The 17,988-nt window shown below is 62.2% G+C and carries 19 protein-coding genes; 6 read left to right on the forward strand and 13 right to left on the reverse strand.

Going from position 1 to position 17,988, the window contains the following annotated elements:
* The first annotated feature begins 104 nt into the window (after positions 1–104).
* The 5 genes from sdhC (at position 105) to AC1DD7_RS12860 (ending at position 4,556) form a co-directional block, all read left to right on the forward strand.
* A complete protein-coding gene (gene sdhC, locus AC1DD7_RS12840; protein WP_089594138.1) occupies positions 105–485 on the forward strand; it encodes a succinate dehydrogenase, cytochrome b556 subunit in 381 nt (126 codons plus the stop codon).
* Between the two features lie 3 nt (positions 486–488).
* Positions 489–965, forward strand: a complete 477-nt coding sequence (locus AC1DD7_RS12845; protein WP_442002621.1) for a succinate dehydrogenase hydrophobic membrane anchor subunit — start codon at positions 489–491, stop codon at positions 963–965.
* A gap of 107 nt (positions 966–1,072) precedes the next feature.
* Positions 1,073–2,872 carry a succinate dehydrogenase flavoprotein subunit gene (gene sdhA / locus AC1DD7_RS12850; RefSeq protein ID WP_431119001.1) on the forward strand — a complete coding sequence of 600 codons (1,800 nt, stop codon included), beginning with the start codon at positions 1,073–1,075 and terminating at the stop codon, positions 2,870–2,872.
* Positions 2,872–3,654, forward strand: coding sequence for a succinate dehydrogenase iron-sulfur subunit (locus AC1DD7_RS12855; RefSeq protein WP_011773975.1), 783 nt, complete (start codon positions 2,872–2,874; stop codon positions 3,652–3,654). Before sdhA ends, AC1DD7_RS12855 begins: the two co-directional genes overlap by 1 nt.
* A gap of 128 nt (positions 3,655–3,782) precedes the next feature.
* A complete protein-coding gene (locus AC1DD7_RS12860; RefSeq protein WP_477515252.1) occupies positions 3,783–4,556 on the forward strand; it encodes an alpha/beta hydrolase in 774 nt (257 codons plus the stop codon).
* Between the two features lie 74 nt (positions 4,557–4,630).
* On the opposite strand, the gene AC1DD7_RS12865 is transcribed toward AC1DD7_RS12860, so the two are convergent.
* Positions 4,631–5,932: an ABC transporter substrate-binding protein gene (locus AC1DD7_RS12865; protein ID WP_477515253.1), complete on the reverse strand. Its 1,302-nt coding sequence runs from the start codon at positions 5,930–5,932 to the stop codon at positions 4,631–4,633.
* 110 nt (positions 5,933–6,042) lie between these two features.
* On the opposite strand from AC1DD7_RS12865, the gene AC1DD7_RS12870 reads away from it, so the two are divergent.
* A complete protein-coding gene (locus AC1DD7_RS12870; protein WP_477515254.1) occupies positions 6,043–8,265 on the forward strand; it encodes a hypothetical protein in 2,223 nt (740 codons plus the stop codon).
* Positions 8,266–8,358: 93 nt separating this feature from the next.
* On the opposite strand, the gene AC1DD7_RS12875 is transcribed toward AC1DD7_RS12870, so the two are convergent.
* The 12 genes from AC1DD7_RS12875 to AC1DD7_RS12930 all read right to left on the reverse strand — a co-directional run bounded on the left by AC1DD7_RS12875 (position 8,359) and on the right by AC1DD7_RS12930 (position 17,828).
* Positions 8,359–8,511: a hypothetical protein gene (locus AC1DD7_RS12875; RefSeq protein WP_431118994.1), complete on the reverse strand. Its 153-nt coding sequence runs from the start codon at positions 8,509–8,511 to the stop codon at positions 8,359–8,361.
* Between the two features lie 24 nt (positions 8,512–8,535).
* Positions 8,536–9,621: a YihY/virulence factor BrkB family protein gene (locus AC1DD7_RS12880; RefSeq protein ID WP_477515255.1), complete on the reverse strand. Its 1,086-nt coding sequence runs from the start codon at positions 9,619–9,621 to the stop codon at positions 8,536–8,538.
* A complete protein-coding gene (locus tag AC1DD7_RS12885) occupies positions 9,548–10,225 on the reverse strand; it encodes a 2'-5' RNA ligase family protein (RefSeq protein ID WP_477515256.1) in 678 nt (225 codons plus the stop codon). Before AC1DD7_RS12885 ends, AC1DD7_RS12880 begins: the two co-directional genes overlap by 74 nt.
* A 4-nt stretch (positions 10,226–10,229) precedes the next feature.
* Positions 10,230–11,354: a tryptophan--tRNA ligase gene (gene trpS, locus AC1DD7_RS12890; protein ID WP_224166789.1), complete on the reverse strand. Its 1,125-nt coding sequence runs from the start codon at positions 11,352–11,354 to the stop codon at positions 10,230–10,232.
* Between the two features lie 21 nt (positions 11,355–11,375).
* Positions 11,376–12,209, reverse strand: a complete 834-nt coding sequence (locus tag AC1DD7_RS12895; protein ID WP_477515257.1) for an exodeoxyribonuclease III — start codon at positions 12,207–12,209, stop codon at positions 11,376–11,378.
* Between the two features lie 10 nt (positions 12,210–12,219).
* A complete protein-coding gene (locus AC1DD7_RS12900; protein WP_477515258.1) occupies positions 12,220–12,786 on the reverse strand; it encodes a hypothetical protein in 567 nt (188 codons plus the stop codon).
* 66 nt (positions 12,787–12,852) lie between these two features.
* Entirely contained in the window at positions 12,853–13,686 is an 834-nt protein-coding gene (locus AC1DD7_RS12905) for an ABC transporter permease (RefSeq protein WP_477515259.1), read from the reverse strand.
* Entirely contained in the window at positions 13,683–14,522 is an 840-nt protein-coding gene (locus AC1DD7_RS12910; RefSeq protein ID WP_477515371.1) for an ABC transporter permease, read from the reverse strand. The genes AC1DD7_RS12905 and AC1DD7_RS12910 overlap by 4 nt, the downstream gene beginning before the upstream one ends.
* Before the next feature lie 16 nt (positions 14,523–14,538).
* On the reverse strand, positions 14,539–15,468 hold the full coding sequence (locus AC1DD7_RS12915; RefSeq protein WP_477515372.1) for an ABC transporter ATP-binding protein: 930 nt from the start codon (positions 15,466–15,468) through the stop codon (positions 14,539–14,541).
* Positions 15,469–15,618: 150 nt separating this feature from the next.
* Entirely contained in the window at positions 15,619–15,939 is a 321-nt protein-coding gene (locus AC1DD7_RS12920; protein WP_223948337.1) for an SHOCT domain-containing protein, read from the reverse strand.
* Between the two features lie 150 nt (positions 15,940–16,089).
* A complete protein-coding gene (locus tag AC1DD7_RS12925) occupies positions 16,090–16,755 on the reverse strand; it encodes a response regulator transcription factor (protein ID WP_477515260.1) in 666 nt (221 codons plus the stop codon).
* Complete coding sequence (locus tag AC1DD7_RS12930) at positions 16,752–17,828, reverse strand: sensor histidine kinase (RefSeq protein WP_477515261.1); 1,077 nt, start codon at positions 17,826–17,828, stop codon at positions 16,752–16,754. The genes AC1DD7_RS12925 and AC1DD7_RS12930 overlap by 4 nt, the downstream gene beginning before the upstream one ends.
* Between the last annotated feature and the right edge of the window lie 160 nt (positions 17,829–17,988).

The raw sequence follows: 17,988 nt of genomic DNA on the forward strand, positions 1-17,988 counted from the left end.
AGCGAAGCCTAGATTTAGGCGTGAGCTACGAGTGCTCTCGCAGCAGGCGTTCCCCCCGCATGGATCCCATGCCAGCGCCGCTGTGTTGCAGGAAGGTTTAATCAGTGCCGACAAAACCAGCTGGCACCTTGTACCGCGGCCGTGAAGGCATGTGGTCCTGGGTTGGACACCGTATTACCGGTGTAGTGATCTTTTTCTTCTTGTTGGTCCATGTGTTGGACACCTCATTGGTGCGCGTGTCCCCTGAGGCCTACACGGCCGTCATTGGTGCTTACAAGAACCCCCTCATGGCCCTGGGTGAAACGGGCCTGGTCGCCGCGATCATCTTCCACGCCTTCAACGGCCTGCGTGTGATCGCCATCGACTTCTGGAAGAAGGGCGCGAAGTACCAGCGCCAAATGCTGTGGATCGTGCTTGCGCTGTGGCTGGTCACGTTCGCCGGCTTCGCTATCCGCCACCTTTCCCTCGCGCTGGGAGGCCACTAGACCATGACCACGATCGAATCCCCCCGCAGCGGAAAAATCGGTGCAGGCAAGATTGCTCCGAAGTACAACCGCACCGGCCCCAGCCGTGGCAACTTCGAAATGATCGCTTGGCTCTTCATGCGCCTCTCCGGCATCGTCCTGGTGGTGCTGATCTTCGGCCACCTCTTCGTGAACCTTCTGGTAGGTGAGGGTATCCACGCCATCGACTTCGGTTTCGTCGCCGGCAAGTGGGCGGATCCCTTCTGGCAGTTCTGGGACCTCGCCATGCTCTGGCTTGCCATGCTGCACGGAACCAACGGCGTCCGCACCATCATCAACGACTACGCGGAAAAGGACGCCACGCGCTTCTGGCTCAAGGTTGTCCTCTATGCAGCCACGGCTGTCATCATCATTCTCGGCACCCTGGTGATCTTCACGTTCAACCCGTGCCCCGTCGTCGACGGCGTTCAGCTGCCTGGCGGCTTCTGCCCGGCCCCGTAGCGGCTTCCTGGCGCAGCCGGCCAGCCCTGTTGGGGAACCGGTTGCGCCTGACTTAGCGGAACAGCCTCCGCCGACCATCTGAATTTTTGAAAGAGAGAGCATCTGGTATGCAGGTCCATAAGTACGACGTCGTCATTGTCGGTGCAGGTGGCGCCGGCATGCGCGCCGCGATCGAATCCGGTCAGCGCGCACGCACCGCGGTACTGACCAAGCTCTACCCCACCCGCTCGCACACCGGTGCAGCCCAGGGTGGCATGTGTGCAGCACTGGCCAACGTCGAAGAAGACAACTGGGAGTGGCACACCTTTGACACGATCAAGGGTGGCGACTACCTGGTTGACCAGGACGCAGCCGAGGTCATGGCGAAGGAAGCCATCGACGCCGTGCTGGACCTGGAAAAGATGGGTCTGCCGTTCAACCGCACGCCCGAGGGCCGGATTGACCAGCGCCGTTTCGGTGGCCACACCCGTGACCACGGCAAGGCTCCCGTCCGCCGTGCTTGCTATGCAGCCGACCGTACAGGCCACATGATCCTGCAGACGCTGTACCAAAACTGCGTCAAGCACAACGTTGAGTTCTACAACGAGTACTACGTCCTTGACCTACTGATCGTCGAAGAAGACGCAGTACGCGAAGACGGTACCCCGTACAAGCAGAAGCGTGTCGCCGGCGTAGTCTCCTACGATCTTGCTTCCGGTGAACTGCACGTATTCCAGGCCAAGTCCGTTGTGTTCGCCTCCGGTGGTGCCGGCAAGGTCTTCAAGACGACCTCCAACGCCCACACCCTCACGGGCGACGGCATGGGCATCGCCTTCCGCCGTGGCATCCCCCTGGAAGACATGGAGTTCTTCCAGTTCCACCCGACCGGCCTCGCTGGCTTGGGCATCCTCCTCACCGAGGGCGCACGTGGTGAAGGTGCCATCCTTCGTAACTCCGAGGGTGAGCGCTTCATGGAGCGTTACGCCCCCACCATCAAGGACCTTGCACCCCGTGACATCGTGGCCCGTGCCATGGCGAACGAAGTGCGTGAAGGCCGTGGTTGTGGTCCAAACAAGGATTACGTCCTCCTGGACCTCACCCACCTCGAACCGGCCCACATCGAGGCCAAGCTTCCGGACATCACGGAGTTCGCACGCACCTACCTGGGTGTGGAGCCGTTCACCGATCCTGTCCCCGTGTTCCCCACCGCGCACTACGCCATGGGCGGCATCCCCACCAACATCACCACCGAGGTGCTGCAGGACAACGACACGATCGTGCCGGGCCTCTACGCAGCCGGTGAAGTTGCTTGTGTTTCCGTGCACGGCTCGAACCGACTCGGCACCAACTCGCTCCTGGACATCAACGTCTTCGGCAAGCGGGCCGGTATCGCCGCTGCGGAGTACTCCAAGACGGCCGACTTCGTCGAGCTGCCCGAGGACCCCGAGGCAATGACCCGAGGCATCCTCAACGGCCTGCTCAACGGCAACGGCACCGAGCGTGTGGCCCAGATCCGCAAGGAACTGCAGGACACCATGGATGCGAACATGCAGGTGTTCCGCACCAAGGAATCACTGGAGCAGGTCCTTAGCGACATCGCTTCCTTCGAAGAGCGGTACAAGAACGTCACCGTCCAGGACAAGGGCAAGCGCTTCAACCTGGACCTCCTGGAAGCAGTGGAGCTGGGCTTCCTGCTGGACATGGCCAAGGTCATGACGGTCGGTGCCCTGCACCGTGAGGAGTCCCGCGGTGGCCACTACCGCGAAGACTTCCCGGACCGCAATGACGAAAAGTTCATGAAGCACTCCATGGCTTACCTGGACACATCCGTCACCGTCGACTCCTCGGCGGAATCTGTTGCGGGCATCCGTCTTGAGACGAAGCCCGTCATCTTCACCCGTTACGAGCCGATGGAGCGTAAGTACTAATGACGACCGAAATGGCAGAGCCCGCTTCCAAAATCGAGCTCCCGGCAAGCGTTGCGGGCGACGGTGAAATTCCCACCTTCCACATCACGCTCCGCGTACGCCGCTACGATCCCGAGATCTCGGACGAAGCACGCTGGGATGACTACAAGCTGACCATGTACGGCACGGACCGCGTGCTGGATGCCCTCCACAAGGTCAAGTGGGAGATCGACGGCAGCGTTTCCTTCCGCCGCTCCTGCGCACACGGCGTCTGTGGTTCGGATGCCATGCGCATCAACGGCCGCAACCGCCTCGCCTGCAAGACGCTGCTGAAGGACCTGGACACGACCAAGCCCATCACCGTCGAGCCGATCAAGGGCCTCCCGGTGGAGAAGGACCTGATCGTGGACATGGAACCCTTCTTCCAGTCCTTCCGCGAAGTCATGCCGTTCCTGATCAACAAGGGCCACGAGCCCACCAAGGAACGCCTGCAGTCCGTTGAGGACCGTGAGCGCTTTGACGACACCACCAAGTGCATCCTGTGTGCTGCCTGCACCTCGTCCTGCCCGGTCTTCTGGACCGACGGCCAGTACTTTGGTCCGGCCGCAATCGTCAATGCACACCGCTTCATCTTCGATTCCCGTGATGACGCCGGCGACATGCGCTTGGAAATCCTGAACGACAAAGAAGGCGTGTGGCGTTGCCGCACCACCTTCAACTGCTCGGAAGCATGCCCCCGCGGCATCCAGGTGACCCAGGCAATCGCCGAGGTCAAGCAGGCCATCCTGGCCCGCAAGATCTAGCTTCGCCGGTCCCCTAAGGAACCAAACGACGACGGCGCCGCTCACCACTTTTGGTGCGTGGCGCCGTCGTCGTTAATCACTTCACCAGTCTGGCTCCGGCCCGATAGCGCAAAAGCAAGGAGACCAGCGTGTCACGCCCTGAGAAGATCACTTTCACCGGAAGCACGGGTGACGCCCTCGCCGGCATCGTAGACGTGCCTGAGGGTCCTGTCCGTGGCTGGGGCGTCTACTCGCATGGACTGACCCTTGGCAAGGACAGCCCTGCTGCCTCTCGGATCTGCAAAGGGCTCGCAGAGCAGGGTGTGGGCATGCTTCGGTTCGACAACCTTGGCCTGGGCGGCTCTGCCGGGGAATGGTCCGCGGGCTCGTTCAGCGTCAAGGTGGCTGACACCATCCTCGCCGCCGCCTTCATGCGGGAGCAGGACAGGCCGGTCTCCTTGCTGGTTGGCCACTCCTTCGGTGGAGCCGCTGTGCTGGCTGCTGCGCGCGACATCCCCGGACTCAACGCCGTGGTAACCGTGGGCGCACCTTACGAGCCAAAGCACGTTGAGCACATGTTCGACGCCGAGATTGACTCCATCCTGCGTGACGGCAGCGCCGTGGTTGACCTGGGTGGCAGGCCAATGGAAATCCGCCGGCACTTTGTGGAGGACGTGGAACGCGCTGACCTGCGCGATTGCATCCGCACCCTCCACAAACCGTTGATGGTGATGCATTCCCCCACCGACAACACCGTGGGCATCGATAACGCCAGTGAAATCTTCCGCACAGCACGGCATCCCCGGAGTTTTATCTCCCTGGAGGGCAGCGAGCATCTCCTCACCGGGAAGGGCCAGGCCGCCCGTGTGGCACGGATTATCAGTGCCTGGGCCGATCCGTATTTGGAAGTCCGCGACGCCTAAGACCAACCCGGGGTCACTTATGGCCCATGTTTCCTTCTGGAAGGGGCCCCAGGTGACCTCGCGTTGGTGTTCGCCTACTTGCCGATGGCCGCTTTGCTCTCACTAAGCCACTGCTCGGCGGCCTTCTCCGGCGTCAGCCGCTTGAACAGGACTTCGGTGTTGATGCGCGCCGTAATCTCGGAGACCGCTGTTGAACCGGTGGGACCGATGAATGTCGGGGCGAACTCCATTTTGCCGATTTGGTCGATGTAGGCGGCCTCCGCCTTGCCCTGCGGCGTGAGCAGATCCTGGATGGCCGTACGCATGCCGGAGTTGCTGGGTACACCACGGTCGCTCTGGATGATCTTTGCTGCGGCCTCATTGTTCACAAGGAAGCTGACCAGCTTGGCTGCGGCATCCGTGTGCTTGCTGCGTGCAGAGATGGTGTAAAACTGCGAAGACTGAAGCCAGATGCCGGGTGTAGGCTTCTCCCCAGGCAGCTTCAGCAGCTTCAGCTCAGCGCCGGAGGCTTTACTGAGTGCGGTCAGGGAGTTCGACCAAGTAAGCATCATACCGGCCTGCCCCATGCCCATAAGTGTCTGTTCAGTGCTGACGTTGAGCTTCTCCACGGTTTCCGAAGCGCTGGGGGCGGCGCCTGACTCGCTGAGTTCGAGCGAGAAATCGAAGTAGTCCCGCACGGTTTGCTTGTCCAGTCCCAGCTGGCCGTCTTGTGTGTACAGCGACTTGCCGCGCTGACGGGCGAAGGCGTCCAGAGAGTCATGCGTGAGGACGGTGGCTGTGCCGTATGTTCCCTTGGGGCTCTTGGCCGTGATGTCTTCGGCGGTCTTGGCGAAGTCATCCCACGACCATGTGTTGTCATCCGGCAGGGCAACGCCGGCAGCCTGGAAAACTGAGGGGTTTACTACGATGGCCAAGGCGTTGGCACCGGTGGAGACGCCGTACTGTTTGCCCTGGACCTGCCCGTTTTCAAGGGCTCCCTGATCCATTTTGGAGAGGTCGAGCGAGCCATCCACCTTGGATAGATCCAGCAGGGCGCCGCGGTTGGCGTATTCGGCCGGGTAGGCACCGCCCATGGTGATGACATCGGGGGCGTCGTTGGCTGCCACTTGGGTAGCGAGCTTGTCGAAGTAGCCTCCAATGTCGCCATACTCCGGCTTGACCTTGATGTTGGGGTTGGCAGCCTCGAACTCCTTGATGGCTTTGTTCGTCAGTTCGGCACGGGTTGCGTTGCCCCACCACGAGAACCGAATCTCTACGGGTCCGTCTTCGGCCTGGCTGGATGGAGGGCTGGAGCAGGCTGCGGTGAGCCCCAGCACACTGACGGCTGCTACGAAAGCTATCGACTTCCGGATACTACGGAGAGATTTACGCGTCATTGGGCAAGCTTCTTTCAGGCTCGAGAAAACGGTTCCTGAAACGTATCAAGACGGTGTATATTCGTCAATAGTTTGGGATATGAACTATTTGAGCTACTAAGGAGTCCGCCGTGCCCACGAGGTCCGAGTCCCCAGCCATCGACCGCAAGGCACTCGTCCAGCGCCACAATGTCCGCCAGGAACGCCTTGACCCACGGAGCCCAGTATCGGTCGGCAATGGCGAATTCGCGTTCACACTGGATCTCACCGGGTTGCAGACTTTTCCCGTGGCCTACCCCGTGGGCGCCCGTGATGACCTCCCGCCGGGCACGCTTCTGGGAACCCAATCCCAATGGGGTTGGCACTCCGTGCCGCCGGCACGGCCCTACGACCTGGTCGGCTCGATAGTCCTCTACGATTCCCCCCGCGGCCCAGTGCCCTACGTCGACATGGTGGGTGGCATCGTCAATGACCGCGAGACCGACACATCCCTGGCTGAAACGTGGCTCCGGGCGAACCAGCATCGGCTGGACCTGGGGCGCATCGGCTTCCGCTGGCTGGAGAATGGCACGGCGCGCTCCATCCGTGAGACTGAGATCACCGACACCGAACAAACACTCGATTTATGGTCCGGAGTAGTTACCAGCCGCTTCACCTTGGCCGGACACCCCGTCAAGGTCACGACGGCGTGCCACCCCGACAGTGATGAGCTCGGCTTCCGCGTGGAATCGACCGCGCTTGGTACTGGTCTAGTCGTGGGTGTCGGCTTCCCCTACGGCTCCGAGGCGTGGCATGACGCGGCTGACTGGAACAGTCCGGACGCCCACACCACCTCGGTCAACGGCCCAGTGATGTCCGAAGAACACGATGGCTGCGCAACATGGACGGTCCACCGTGAGTTGGACGAGGCCCGCTATCAGGTGGTCATCACCGGCCAAAACCTGACAGTGGAACAGACCGAACAGCACCAACTCCAACTAGCTCTTGGTAAGGCCGGCGCTCCCGAAACCAAAGACGTGCTGGACTTCTCCGTCGCCTTCCTTTCCGCAGGAGATGGCGACTGCATCCCTCGAGGCATCAACAGGCGAACTGCCATGACTCCTGCGGTGAGCTATGCGGCCGGTGACGGGACCGGCGTCGAGCCTTCACCGGCCCATAACGTGATCGCAGCTTCCCAGGCCTATTGGCTTGGGTTCTGGTCCTCGGGCGGGGCGATCGAACTTGATGCGACCGAGGATCCCAGGGCCAAGGAATTGGAGCGAAGGATTGTCCTTTCCCAGTATCTGACGGCGATCAATTGCTCGGGCTCGCTACCTCCGCAGGAAACCGGACTTGTGTGCAACTCCTGGCGTGGCCGCTTCCACTTGGAGATGCACTGGTGGCATGCCGCGCACTTTGCGCACTGGAACCGTGTGGAGCTCCTCCTGCCATCGCTACGGTGGTACTCCACAGTCCTGGAGATATCCCGTCAAACTGCAAACGCGCAGGGATTCGACGGCGTCCGCTGGCCCAAGCAGATCGGACCGGACGGCCGGGAAAGCCCAAGTCCCATCGGGACATTCCTGATCTGGCAGCAGCCACACCCCATTCACTTGGCCGAGCTTGTGTACCGGGCAAATCCCAGCCGTGAAGTGCTGGAAGAATTTTCGGAGATCGTTTTTGAGTCAGCGGCCTTCATGGCCGACTTTGCACATCCCACGTCGCGTGGATTCGAACTGGGGCGACCCTTGATTCCGGCACAGGAAAGCTACGGCTCTATCCGGGCCAAGGTCACGAATCCCACGTTTGAGTTGGCCTACTGGCAGTGGGGACTCCGGACCGCAGTTGCCTGGCGCGATCGGCTGGGTCTGGAACCTGTGCACGAGTGGTCGGACGTGGCAGATGGCATGGTGCCGCCACGCGTGATCGATGGCGTTTACGCTGCGATCGACGTGGAGCCCTTCACCATCCGCACGGACCACCCTTCAATGCTGTGCGCGCTTGGCGTCCTGCCTCCGACGGACTTGATTGATCCGGACATCATGCGCGCCACCCTGTCGGATGTCCTGGCGGACTGGGATTGGGGCAGCACCTGGGGTTGGGACTATCCAGTAATGGCAATGACGGCGGCGCGACTGGAAGATCCCGAAGCTGCCGTCGACGCCCTTCTCCTCGACGCCGGAAAAAACACCGTGCTGACCAACGGGCACAACCGTCAAACCGATTCCCTGCCGCTCTATTTGCCCGGGAATGGTGGGCTCCTGGCCGCCGTGGCGCTCATGGCAGCTGGCTGGGACAACGGACCGGACCGCCACGCACCAGGTTTCCCAGCTGACTGGACCGTTGCTTGGGAAGGTCTGGTCCGGGCACCCTAGCCGGACTGGAACCACCACAATCCCTCACAGTCACTTATGGCCCATGTTTCGTTCGAGAAGGTGCCATAAGTGACTGTGAGGATTGTCGTGGCCCTATTCGCGGCGGGGTCCTACGGCCGCTCCAACCAAGGCGCCCAGGCCGAGGCCAACGAGCATCCCCACAAATGGAGAGTTGAAGACGAGCTGTCCAACCACCAGCCCCGCTGCGGTTCCCAGGAGGCAAGCGATCCACAACTGGTTGTTCATAGCACCTCCTGGAAGAAAGTAGCCCTACGTCTGGGGCGTTGTGCGGCGTGAACCGAGGACCTTTTTGCGCGGGGTATCCCCCGCCTGCAGGTCAGCCTCGCGGATGGCGGCCCACGAAGCGGAAATGAGATACACCTGGCTTACCAGGTTGAACCAGATGAGAAGGCCGATGATGATGGCGAATGAGGCGAGGACGGGGTTCTGTCCTGCCCGGGCGAGAAGTTCGGTGCTGAACAGCTGAAGCACGGTGGTCCCGATACCGGCCAGTGCAACGCCTTCGATGAATGCCCGGCGCCCCAGCTTGAGTCCACCTGCAATGTGGAACAACACGGCCGCCGTCGCGCAGTTCAGCAGGAGGGGGACGACCACCTTGACGACGGCTGCCACGGGCGCTGCGACCGCTTCATCCAACCTTAGGAGGTCGAAGATCCAGTCGGCAGCTGTGCCAAAGATGAGGGACGCGCCGGCACTGACCACGAGGATCACGCCAAGGAGCAGGAGTGTACCGGCGTCGACCAGTTTCTGAAGGACGGGGCTGCGCTGGAGCGGATCAGCGCCCGTCACGCCCCGCAGGCCTTCCCTCACGCTGGCTATCCAGCCAAGGGACGTGAAGATGGTTACCGCTGCCGCGATGACCGCGGTCCATCCAAGACCTGAGGGATTGAGCAGCGTTTGCGGATCAACCAGTCCCTCACCGCCGTTGACCTGGAGGAGTCCCGGAGCTGCAGAGGCGACGCTGCGAATGACGGCGTCTTCGAGAACCGGGTTGCCGCCCAGGACGATTCCGGCGATGGCGAAACCCGTGGTCAGCAGACCTGTGACGGAGAAGAACATGTTGAAGCCAATGCCGGCACTCAGAAGCGGCCCATGCTGCAGGGTGTAGTTCTGGAAGGAGCGCATGGCCCGGTTGGTGTTCAGCCTTGCGAGCAGGAGGGCGAGAAGGGCGCCGGCCCTCTTCGGCAGGCCTTCTCCGGCCCGCTTGGCGTGGCTCCAGTCCTGCCGCTTGTGAAGAAGTTGAAGTTTTAGCTTTGCCAGCTCAGTTGGCAGCGGAGGACTTCCGGCCGGTGGATGTTGATTCCGCCTGCTGCGTTTTGTCAGTGTCGCCGCCAAAGTCGAGCTCTTCCCGTAGCTGCCAAATTCCGTTGGTGTCGTGCTCGTAAAGTCCCATGCTAACCACTGGGAAGGTTGCCCGGTAATCTCTCAGGACCGTTTGGGCCTCGTCCAGGTTTTCCTTGGCGACGTCATGGGCCACGGTGACATGCGGGTGGTACGGGAAGGGAAGCAAACGCTCAAGCGGACCCGTTTGGAGCTTTTCGTGCAGCTGCACGCACTCTTCAAAGCCTTCTTCGACGTTGACGAACACCACGGGCGAAACGGGCCGGAAGGAACCGGTACCGGAAATGGTGATGGTGAACGGTTCCTGTGAGCGGGCCACCTCGCGCACGTGGTCCCGGGTGGCTGCCCAGTCCTGTGTGGGCGTGGTGGTGATGAGTGTGATGTGGGCGGGGATGACTTCGGCCATGGGATCGCCAAAGGATGCTCGCCAGGCCTGCAGTTCCCGCGCGATCTCCGGCGGGAAACCGAGGATCACCCCAACGCACATGGTGTCACCGGCACCGCAATCGGTGCCGGTGACAGCAGGCTGGCGCGATTCGTCCGGACCGACGCCTTGATGGGTGTCGGTCTTGACGTTAAGCTGGCCAGCTGCGCACATGAACTTAGCGGACTCCTTGCTCGCTGCGGTATGCATCCCCTCGGTACGGCAGGAAGCCTACCTTGGAGTAGACATCGGCGAGCGTCGCCGAGGCGATCTCACGCGCTTTGTCTGCACCGTGAGCCAGGAGACGGTCCAGTTCTGCCGGGTCCGCGAGAAGTTCGTTGGCCCGCTCACGGATGGGGGCAAGGCGTCCGGAGACGAGCTCGGCGAGATCTACCTTGAGGTGGCCGTACATCTTGCCCTGGTAATCGGCCACGATCTTCTCTACCGGGGTGCCACTGATTGCCGAGTAGATGGTGAGCAAGTTGGAGACGCCCGGCTTGTTTTCGCGGTCGTAGCGGATCTCGGTCTCAGTGTCAGTGACAGCGGATTTGATGCGCTTGGCAACGGTCTTGGGGTCATCCAACAGGTTAATGAGGCCAGCGGGTGATTCGGCAGACTTGGACATCTTGGCCGTGGGGTTCTGGAGATCGTAAATCTTTGCCGACTCCTTCTGGATGAAGGGCTCGGGCACCTGGAACGTCTCGCCGAAACGGCTGTTGAAGCGGTTGGCGAGGTCCCTGCTGAGCTCCACGTGCTGGCGCTGGTCTTCGCCCACGGGTACACCGTGCGGCTGGTAGAGCAGGATGTCTGCAGCCTGCAGGATGGGATAAGTGAACAGGCCGACGCTGGCGTGGTCCGAGCCCTGCTTCTGTGCCTTGTCCTTGAACTGGGTCATGCGGCCGGCTTCACCCATGCCGGTGATGCAGTTCAGTACCCAGGCAAGCTGGGCGTGCTCGGGAACCTGCGATTGCACGAACAGTGTGCACTTCTCCACGTCCACGCCGCCAGCGATGTACTGGGCGGCGGTGACCCTGGTGCGGCGGGCGAGCTCGGCAGGATCCTGCGGAACGGTGATGGCGTGCAAATCCGGAATGAAGAAGACGGCATCGTACTCATCCTGCATGCGAACCCAGTTGACCAAGGCGCCAAGGTAGTTGCCGAGGTGCAGGGAGTCAGCCGAGGGCTGCATGCCTGAAAGGACGCGCTGCTTGGCGCCAACGGCAAGCTTGGTGGAGGTCACGGTACTCCCGCTGGGCAGTGTGGCGGCTGGGGTGCCGGTTTCAGTCGTGATGGAGCTAGTCATTGAGCAATACTTTCGTGAAGCTTAGAGCCGGTAGTCCACTACCAGCGGTGCGTGGTCAGAGAAGCGGGTGTCCCACGAAGGCGCCCGATCCACGACAGCCGAGAACGCGGCCGCTGCAAGTCCGGGAGTAGCCAGGTGGTAGTCGATGCGCCAGCCTGTGTCAGTATCAAAGGCCTTTCCGCGCTGGGACCACCAGGTGTAGGGGCCGGCGACATTTCCTGCCAGGCCCCTGTGGACATCCCTCCATCCGATTTCTTCACCCATGAAGCGGTCAAAATAAGCGCGCTCCTCTGGCAGGAAACCGGCACGCTTGACGTTGCCCTTCCAGTTCTTGATGTCCAGTTCGGTGTGCCCGACGTTGAGATCGCCAACTACCAGCGCGTGATCGCTGTGCTTGGCGAGCTCGGGGAGACGGGTGGTCATGGCGTCCAGGAAGCGGTACTTGTCATCCTGCTTGGGCGTGCCTGCCTCACCGGAGTGAACGTAAGCGCTGACCACGGACAACGTGGAGGATTCGCCGTGGGTGTTCCTGACGGAGAAATCCGCTTCAACCCAGCGGCCGGCGGTGGCGAAGTAGTCATCGCCAATCCCGATCCGGGTGGCGGTGGGTTCCTCGCGGGAAGCAATGGCAACCCCTGCGCGGCCCTTTGCCTCAGCCTCAGCGTGGAGGATGTACCAGCCTTCGCCGAGCAGCGTGTTGACGATGGCATCAGGAGCACGGACTTCCTGCAGGCAGAGGATGTCAACCTCGCGTGGCTCCAGCCATTCCGCCATGCCGTTCTTGTAGGCAGCCCGAAGGCCATTGACGTTGACCGATGCGATGCGAAGGAAGTCCTTCTTCAATGCCGTACTCACCCGGTCTACTCTAGTCGATGATGGTGCCGGCCACGGGCTCGTCCGAGCCACCTGAGGACTTGATCATGTCCCGGGCATTGGTGGCCGTGATGGCAATGGTTTCCAGCGCGCGGTTGATGGTGTCCTGGTTTGCCGCTGCGCCCTTGGCACGTTCTTCGTCCACGACGCGAACCTGCACCTGGACAATCTTGAAGGAGTGGTCCAGCTTGAGGTCCCGGACTTCGTCGGCCTGGCTGCGTTCGGCGACCACGCGGGTACCGCCGCTGTCAGCCGAGGACGACGACGGCGCGCGGCCGGTTGCCGAGTTGAAAGCGGCTTGCGCTTCGCTCAATTTTGCTCCGGCTCGCCGCGCGGCCCTTCGAATGCTGAACACCACGAAGGTGGCGAGCGCGAGCCAGCCGAAGGCGACCACCGCAACTACCCAACCCACAAAATCGTTCTGATTGGCCGCGAAAATGACGGCTACCACGAAAGCGATGATGACTACGGTCATCCCCAGGCCGCCGATGCGGAAGCCCTTGAAAAGGCCTTTACCGGACGAGGACGTGGACGGGTGCGGGTCGCCGAGAGATTGCATGAGTCAATTGTCGCAAACCCCCGAAGGTGCCTGCGCCGCTTCCACGGATGGCGAACACAAACTCCATCACTTCAGGAACAGCTGGCGCAGCCGTGCGGTGGTGAGCATGATCCCCAGCGCGATCATCACCAGGTAGTAGCCCACGTGGATGGCCGTTGCCGGGCTGAACGAGCCCACGCTGATCTGCCGCAGCAGCTCAACCCCGTGCCACAGGGGCATGGCTTGGATGAACCACTGGATGACCTGCGGGTAGACGCTGAGCGGATAGAACGTGGCGCTGAAGAGGAACATGGGCAACAGGAATAAGTTGATCCAGTCCATCTGCTGGAACGTCTTCATGAAGCTGGTGATGCCCATGCCGAAGCTCGCGAAGCCGAAGGCAATCAACACTGATGCAGGGATCACCAGGATGGCCCACCAGGTAGTGATCAGGCCCATGACCCCCATCACCGCGGTGAATCCCGTGGCGTAGAGAAGACCCCGCAACAGTGCGAGGAAGATCTCGCCCATCGCAACGTCCAACGGCCCGAGGGATGTGTAGAGCATCCCCTGGTACAGCTTTGCGAAGTTCATTTTGAAGAAGACGTTCCAAGTGGAATCGTAGATGGCACCGTTCATGGCTGAGACTGCCAGGAGTGCGGGCGCTATGTAGGCCGCGTAGCTGATGTCTTCGCCGCCGGGTCCTTGGACTGTGCCCACGATCGAGCCCATGCCAACACCCATGGCCAACAGGAAGAGAACAGGTTCGAAGAACCCGGACAGCAACACCAGCCAGGTACTGGACTTGGCGGCCATGAGGCCACGAGCTACCACGGCCTTGGCATTTCGTGAGTAGAGGGGACCGAACTTGCGTTCCCGGGCGATATCGGTGGCGCTGTGGCCGCCAGTCAGGATGCTCATGAGCCCATCCTCTTCACGAACTGGCGCCGGACCAGCAGCCAGCCAACCGTGGCCGTTCCCAGGAGGAACACCACATGCGTAATGGTCAGCAAGGGGTTCTCGTCCATGCCATAAGTGAAGACCCGCCCCAGCTCAGTTCCGTGCCACACAGGCGATATCCAGCCGATCCAACGGACAGCCAACGGCAGGGTGTCCAGGGGAAAGAACGTCCCGGAGAAGAGAAACAGTGGCATGACGATGAACCTCTGCACCAAAGCGAACTGTCCTTTGTCCTGTGTGATGCTGGCTGCATAGGCCATGAGTGGCAGGCCGAAGGACAATGCCGCCGTGGTGGCAACCAGTGCTGACACCCAGCCCCACGGACTGGGCGAAGCCCCGAACATGGCCACAACTGCGAAGTAAATAACCGATTGCAGCAGGAACCTGAGCGTGCTGGCCATGATGTGGCCGCTCGCTATTTGCTGCGGTACCAGCGGCGAAGCGTGCGGGCCGTAGAACACCCGCCGCCATTTGAAGCCGTCCGTAATGGGGTAAGAGAATTCTCCGGAAGCCGTCATGACCGCCGCGGACACCAGCAGCGCAGGTGCAACAAATTCCAGGTAGCTGACGCCGCCGAAAACGGATTCGCTGTTCGCGTCCACCAGGCTCGCCAGCCCGACTCCCATGGCGAACAAGTACGCCACAGGCTGCCCCACGCTGTAGAGAACCACGGACCAGCCGTAATTGCGCATGACCCGGAGCACTTGTTCCGCGTAGAAAAAGGACCCCCAACGCCGCGCCCTGGCCGCCGAGACGGCAGGCGAGTGGGCCCGCAACGGCTGCTCCGCCGTCGTGATTGGCTTCTCAGCTCCGCTAGTCAACGAGGCTCCTCCCGGTGAGCCGCAGGAACACGTCCTCCAGCGAGGAACGGCGCACCAGTGACGTCATGGGGCGCAGCCCGCGCGCGGAGACCTGTTCCAGCGCGGCCTCGCCATCATGCGCGTAGATCAGCACGCGGTCAGGAAGCGTCTCGAGCCGCTCGCCGATGCCCTGAAGTTCGACGCCGATACGCGAGTTCCGCTCGGATCCGAACCTGAGTTCAAGTACTTCGCGGGAGGAGTGCTCGCGGATCAAGCTGGCCGGCGACCCCTCGGCCATGATCTTGCCCTTGTCCACCACGATCAGGCGGTCGCAGAGCTGCTCTGCCTCATCCATGTAGTGGGTGGTCAGGATCAGTGTGACGCCGTTTTCCTTGAGCCGGAACAGGCGGTCCCAGAGGATGTGCCGGGCTTGTGGGTCAAGGCCCGTTGTGGGCTCATCGAGCAGCAGGATGCGGGGTTCGTTGATGAGCGACCGGGCGATGGTAAGCCGCCGTTTCATGCCGCCGGACAGCGCATCCACTTTGGAGTTGGCCTTGTCTGTGAGCTGCGCGAATTCCAGGAGTTCGTCCGCTTTGGGCCGCAGGTAGCTCAGCGGCAGGCCGAAGTAGCGGCCGTAAACGATCAGGTTCTCGCGGACCTTCAATTCTTGGTCAAGGTTGTCCTGCTGCGGAACGACCCCCAGGTGTGCCCTGACCTCGGGCCCGTGGGATTCCGGGTCCAGGCCCATGATGTTCAGCGTTCCTGAAGTGCGCTGTGAGACGCCGCCGATCATTTTCATGGTGGTGGATTTACCCGCGCCGTTTGGGCCGAGCAGCCCGAAGGACTCCCCCGCCGGAACATCGAAGGAGATGTTGTCCACGGCTGTGAGCTCGCCATAGGTTTTGGTGAGATTCCGCGCGCTGATGACGGTGGGTGGGTTCATGTCGAAGCTGGTTTGCCACGATTCGGAGTGTGTTGCAGAGCCGGTTGCTTCATTGTGCACCCTCAGCAGACTAGTAGCGCCAACGAATATGTGAAAGGGCCCTTGCAGATATTTTTGCAAGAGCCCTCTCATTTTTTACTTTCATCCAAGTCAGGACGGTGGCTGCGAGCGCAGGACCTCCAGCCGCTGCCGGAACTCCGTCTCATCAATTTCGCCCCGCGCATAGCGTTCGCGCAGCACGCCCTCGGCACCCTGGGTTGCCGCCCAGTGATGGTTGCGGCGCCAAGCACGCCGGCCCACGAAAATGAACAGGAAGATCACGAGGATCCAGAACAGCGGGAACAGGAGGAAGAACGGCCAGAAGGTGCCGTCACCCCAGGGACCGTGCGCGACGACGGTGGCCGGCAGCTGTGCCAGCGCTCCCCCGAGCGTTGTGGTCTCCCCGACGATTGAAGTCAATGCGGTGAACATGTCAGTGATCCAAACTCTCTCCGCCGATTCCCGGCGCGAACCGTCTTTCGGCTCTGATTTGAGTCTGCCCGGGGACGGGCGGCGGGACGTCCGCCGTCGGGAGTCACCTGCAGGTGCTGCCCTACTCCCTTGGGAGTCGGAAGCAGCCCGTCAACTGCTCCAACCTGGCCGCACCAGTCCTGATTCATACGCGAGCACCACCAGCTGGGAGCGGTCGCGGACCATCAGCTTGGTCATGATGCGCGATACGTGGGTCTTCGCGGTCAGCGGGGTGATGAACAGGCGTTCGGCGATCTCGGCATTGTTCAGGCCCTCCCCCACCAAGGCCAGGACTTCGCGTTCGCGTTCGGTCACCTGCTCGAGGGGAATCACTTTTCCAACTGCCCGGCTCTGGGACGCCAGCTGTGCCATGATCCGTCGGGTCACCGAGGGCGAGAGCAGCGCGTCGCCGTCGTGGACCACCCGGACGGCGCGGATGAGCTCCGCAGGTTCGGTGTCCTTCACCAGGAAACCAGCTGCGCCCGCACGGACGGCCTCGGCAATGTACTCGTCGAGCTCGAAGGTGGTCAGGATGATGATGCGCGTGCCGGACAGGGATGGGTCTGCAAGAATTCTGCGGGTGGCGGTGAGGCCGTCATCGTCCGGCATCCGGATGTCCATGAGGATGACGTCCGGTTTGTCGCGCGCCGCCAGCCTCACAGCCTCCCTGCCAGTGCCGGCTTCAGCCACCACTTCCATGTCCGGTTCAGCATCCAGAAGCGCGCGGAAGCCTGCCCGGATGAGGGTCTGGTCATCAGCGAGGAGGATGCGGATCATGGGTGGTTTCCTTCTTGTTGTGCAGGCAAAGTTGCTTCCACGCGGAGCCCGGCCTGGAGTTCGTGCAGCGTGAGCGTCCCGCCCAAGGCGGCCGCCCTCTCACGCATCCCCGTGAGGCCGTTGCCGGGTAGCGCCCCGCCCATGCCCGCGCCGTCGTCATCTATCCGGACAGTCAGCGCATCTTCGGTCTGGGCAAGATGCACGACGGCGGTTTGGGCACCTGAGTGCCTGCCGACGTTGGTCAGCGCTTCCTGGATGATCCGGTACGCCGCTTCCTGCTGCGCCGGGCCGACGAGCTCATGGTTCGAGTGGTCCTCAAAGCGCACCTGCAAGCCCCCCAGCTCCGCGTTCTTCACAAGTTCGGGGATCCTGGCGAGCGTAGGCCGGGCCGCCGGGGCTAGCGGGACGTCCTCCCGCAATACGCCCAGGAGTTGCCGGACTTCCGTGAGCGATTCCTTGCTGGCTGCCTTGATGGCTTCCAGTGCGGGCCGGAGCTTCTGGGGATCATCCGAGCCCACGTGCAACGCCACCGATGCCTGCACGTTGATCATGGATAAGGAATGGGCCACGACATCGTGGATATCGCGGGCAAGCGTAAGCCGGTACTCATCGCGTTCGGCCTTCCGGGCGGCCTCCCGGCGACGTCTGTATTCCGCGAACCGCTCGCTCCGGCGTCGAAATCCCTGTCCAATCAGCACCAAAATGGCGGCCCATCCCACTCCGGCGGAAGCGCGGAGGAGCCAGTTGGGATCGCCGCTGAGTGCGGCCGCGAACACTACTGCGGCGGCGGCGATACCTGCCCCGGCCCACGCCTGCCACCGCAAACCCGCGGACGATGTCAGCACGATGGCCACCGCCAGTGAGAGCGCAATGGGACCCCAGGCGTAGCCAAGGCCAACATAGGCGCCTGTGGCCACGAGCGCGACGGGAAGCATGACCGCAGGCGCCCGCCTCCGGAAGGCCAGTCCCGCAGGCCCCGCCAGCAGCAACAGAATCGCAAGCGCGTCCAAGGGCCGTGGGGCGTCCTGGTGGCCCGCAGAAAAAAGCGTCCCCGCCACCTGGATGAGGGCCACTGTGATGACGATGAAGCTCGTGGGTGGGCCGGCGAAACGGCGTGGACCAGCAAACCGGCCTGGGCCTGGAAATCCCCGCGGTCCAGGAGAGCTCTCGGGTCCAGGGAAACGGGGTTGCATACACCGAGCCTAGCTTTGGTCCGGGTGTTCGTCGTCGGGT

The sequence above is a fragment of the Paenarthrobacter sp. 10L412 genome, from assembly GCF_056395565.1.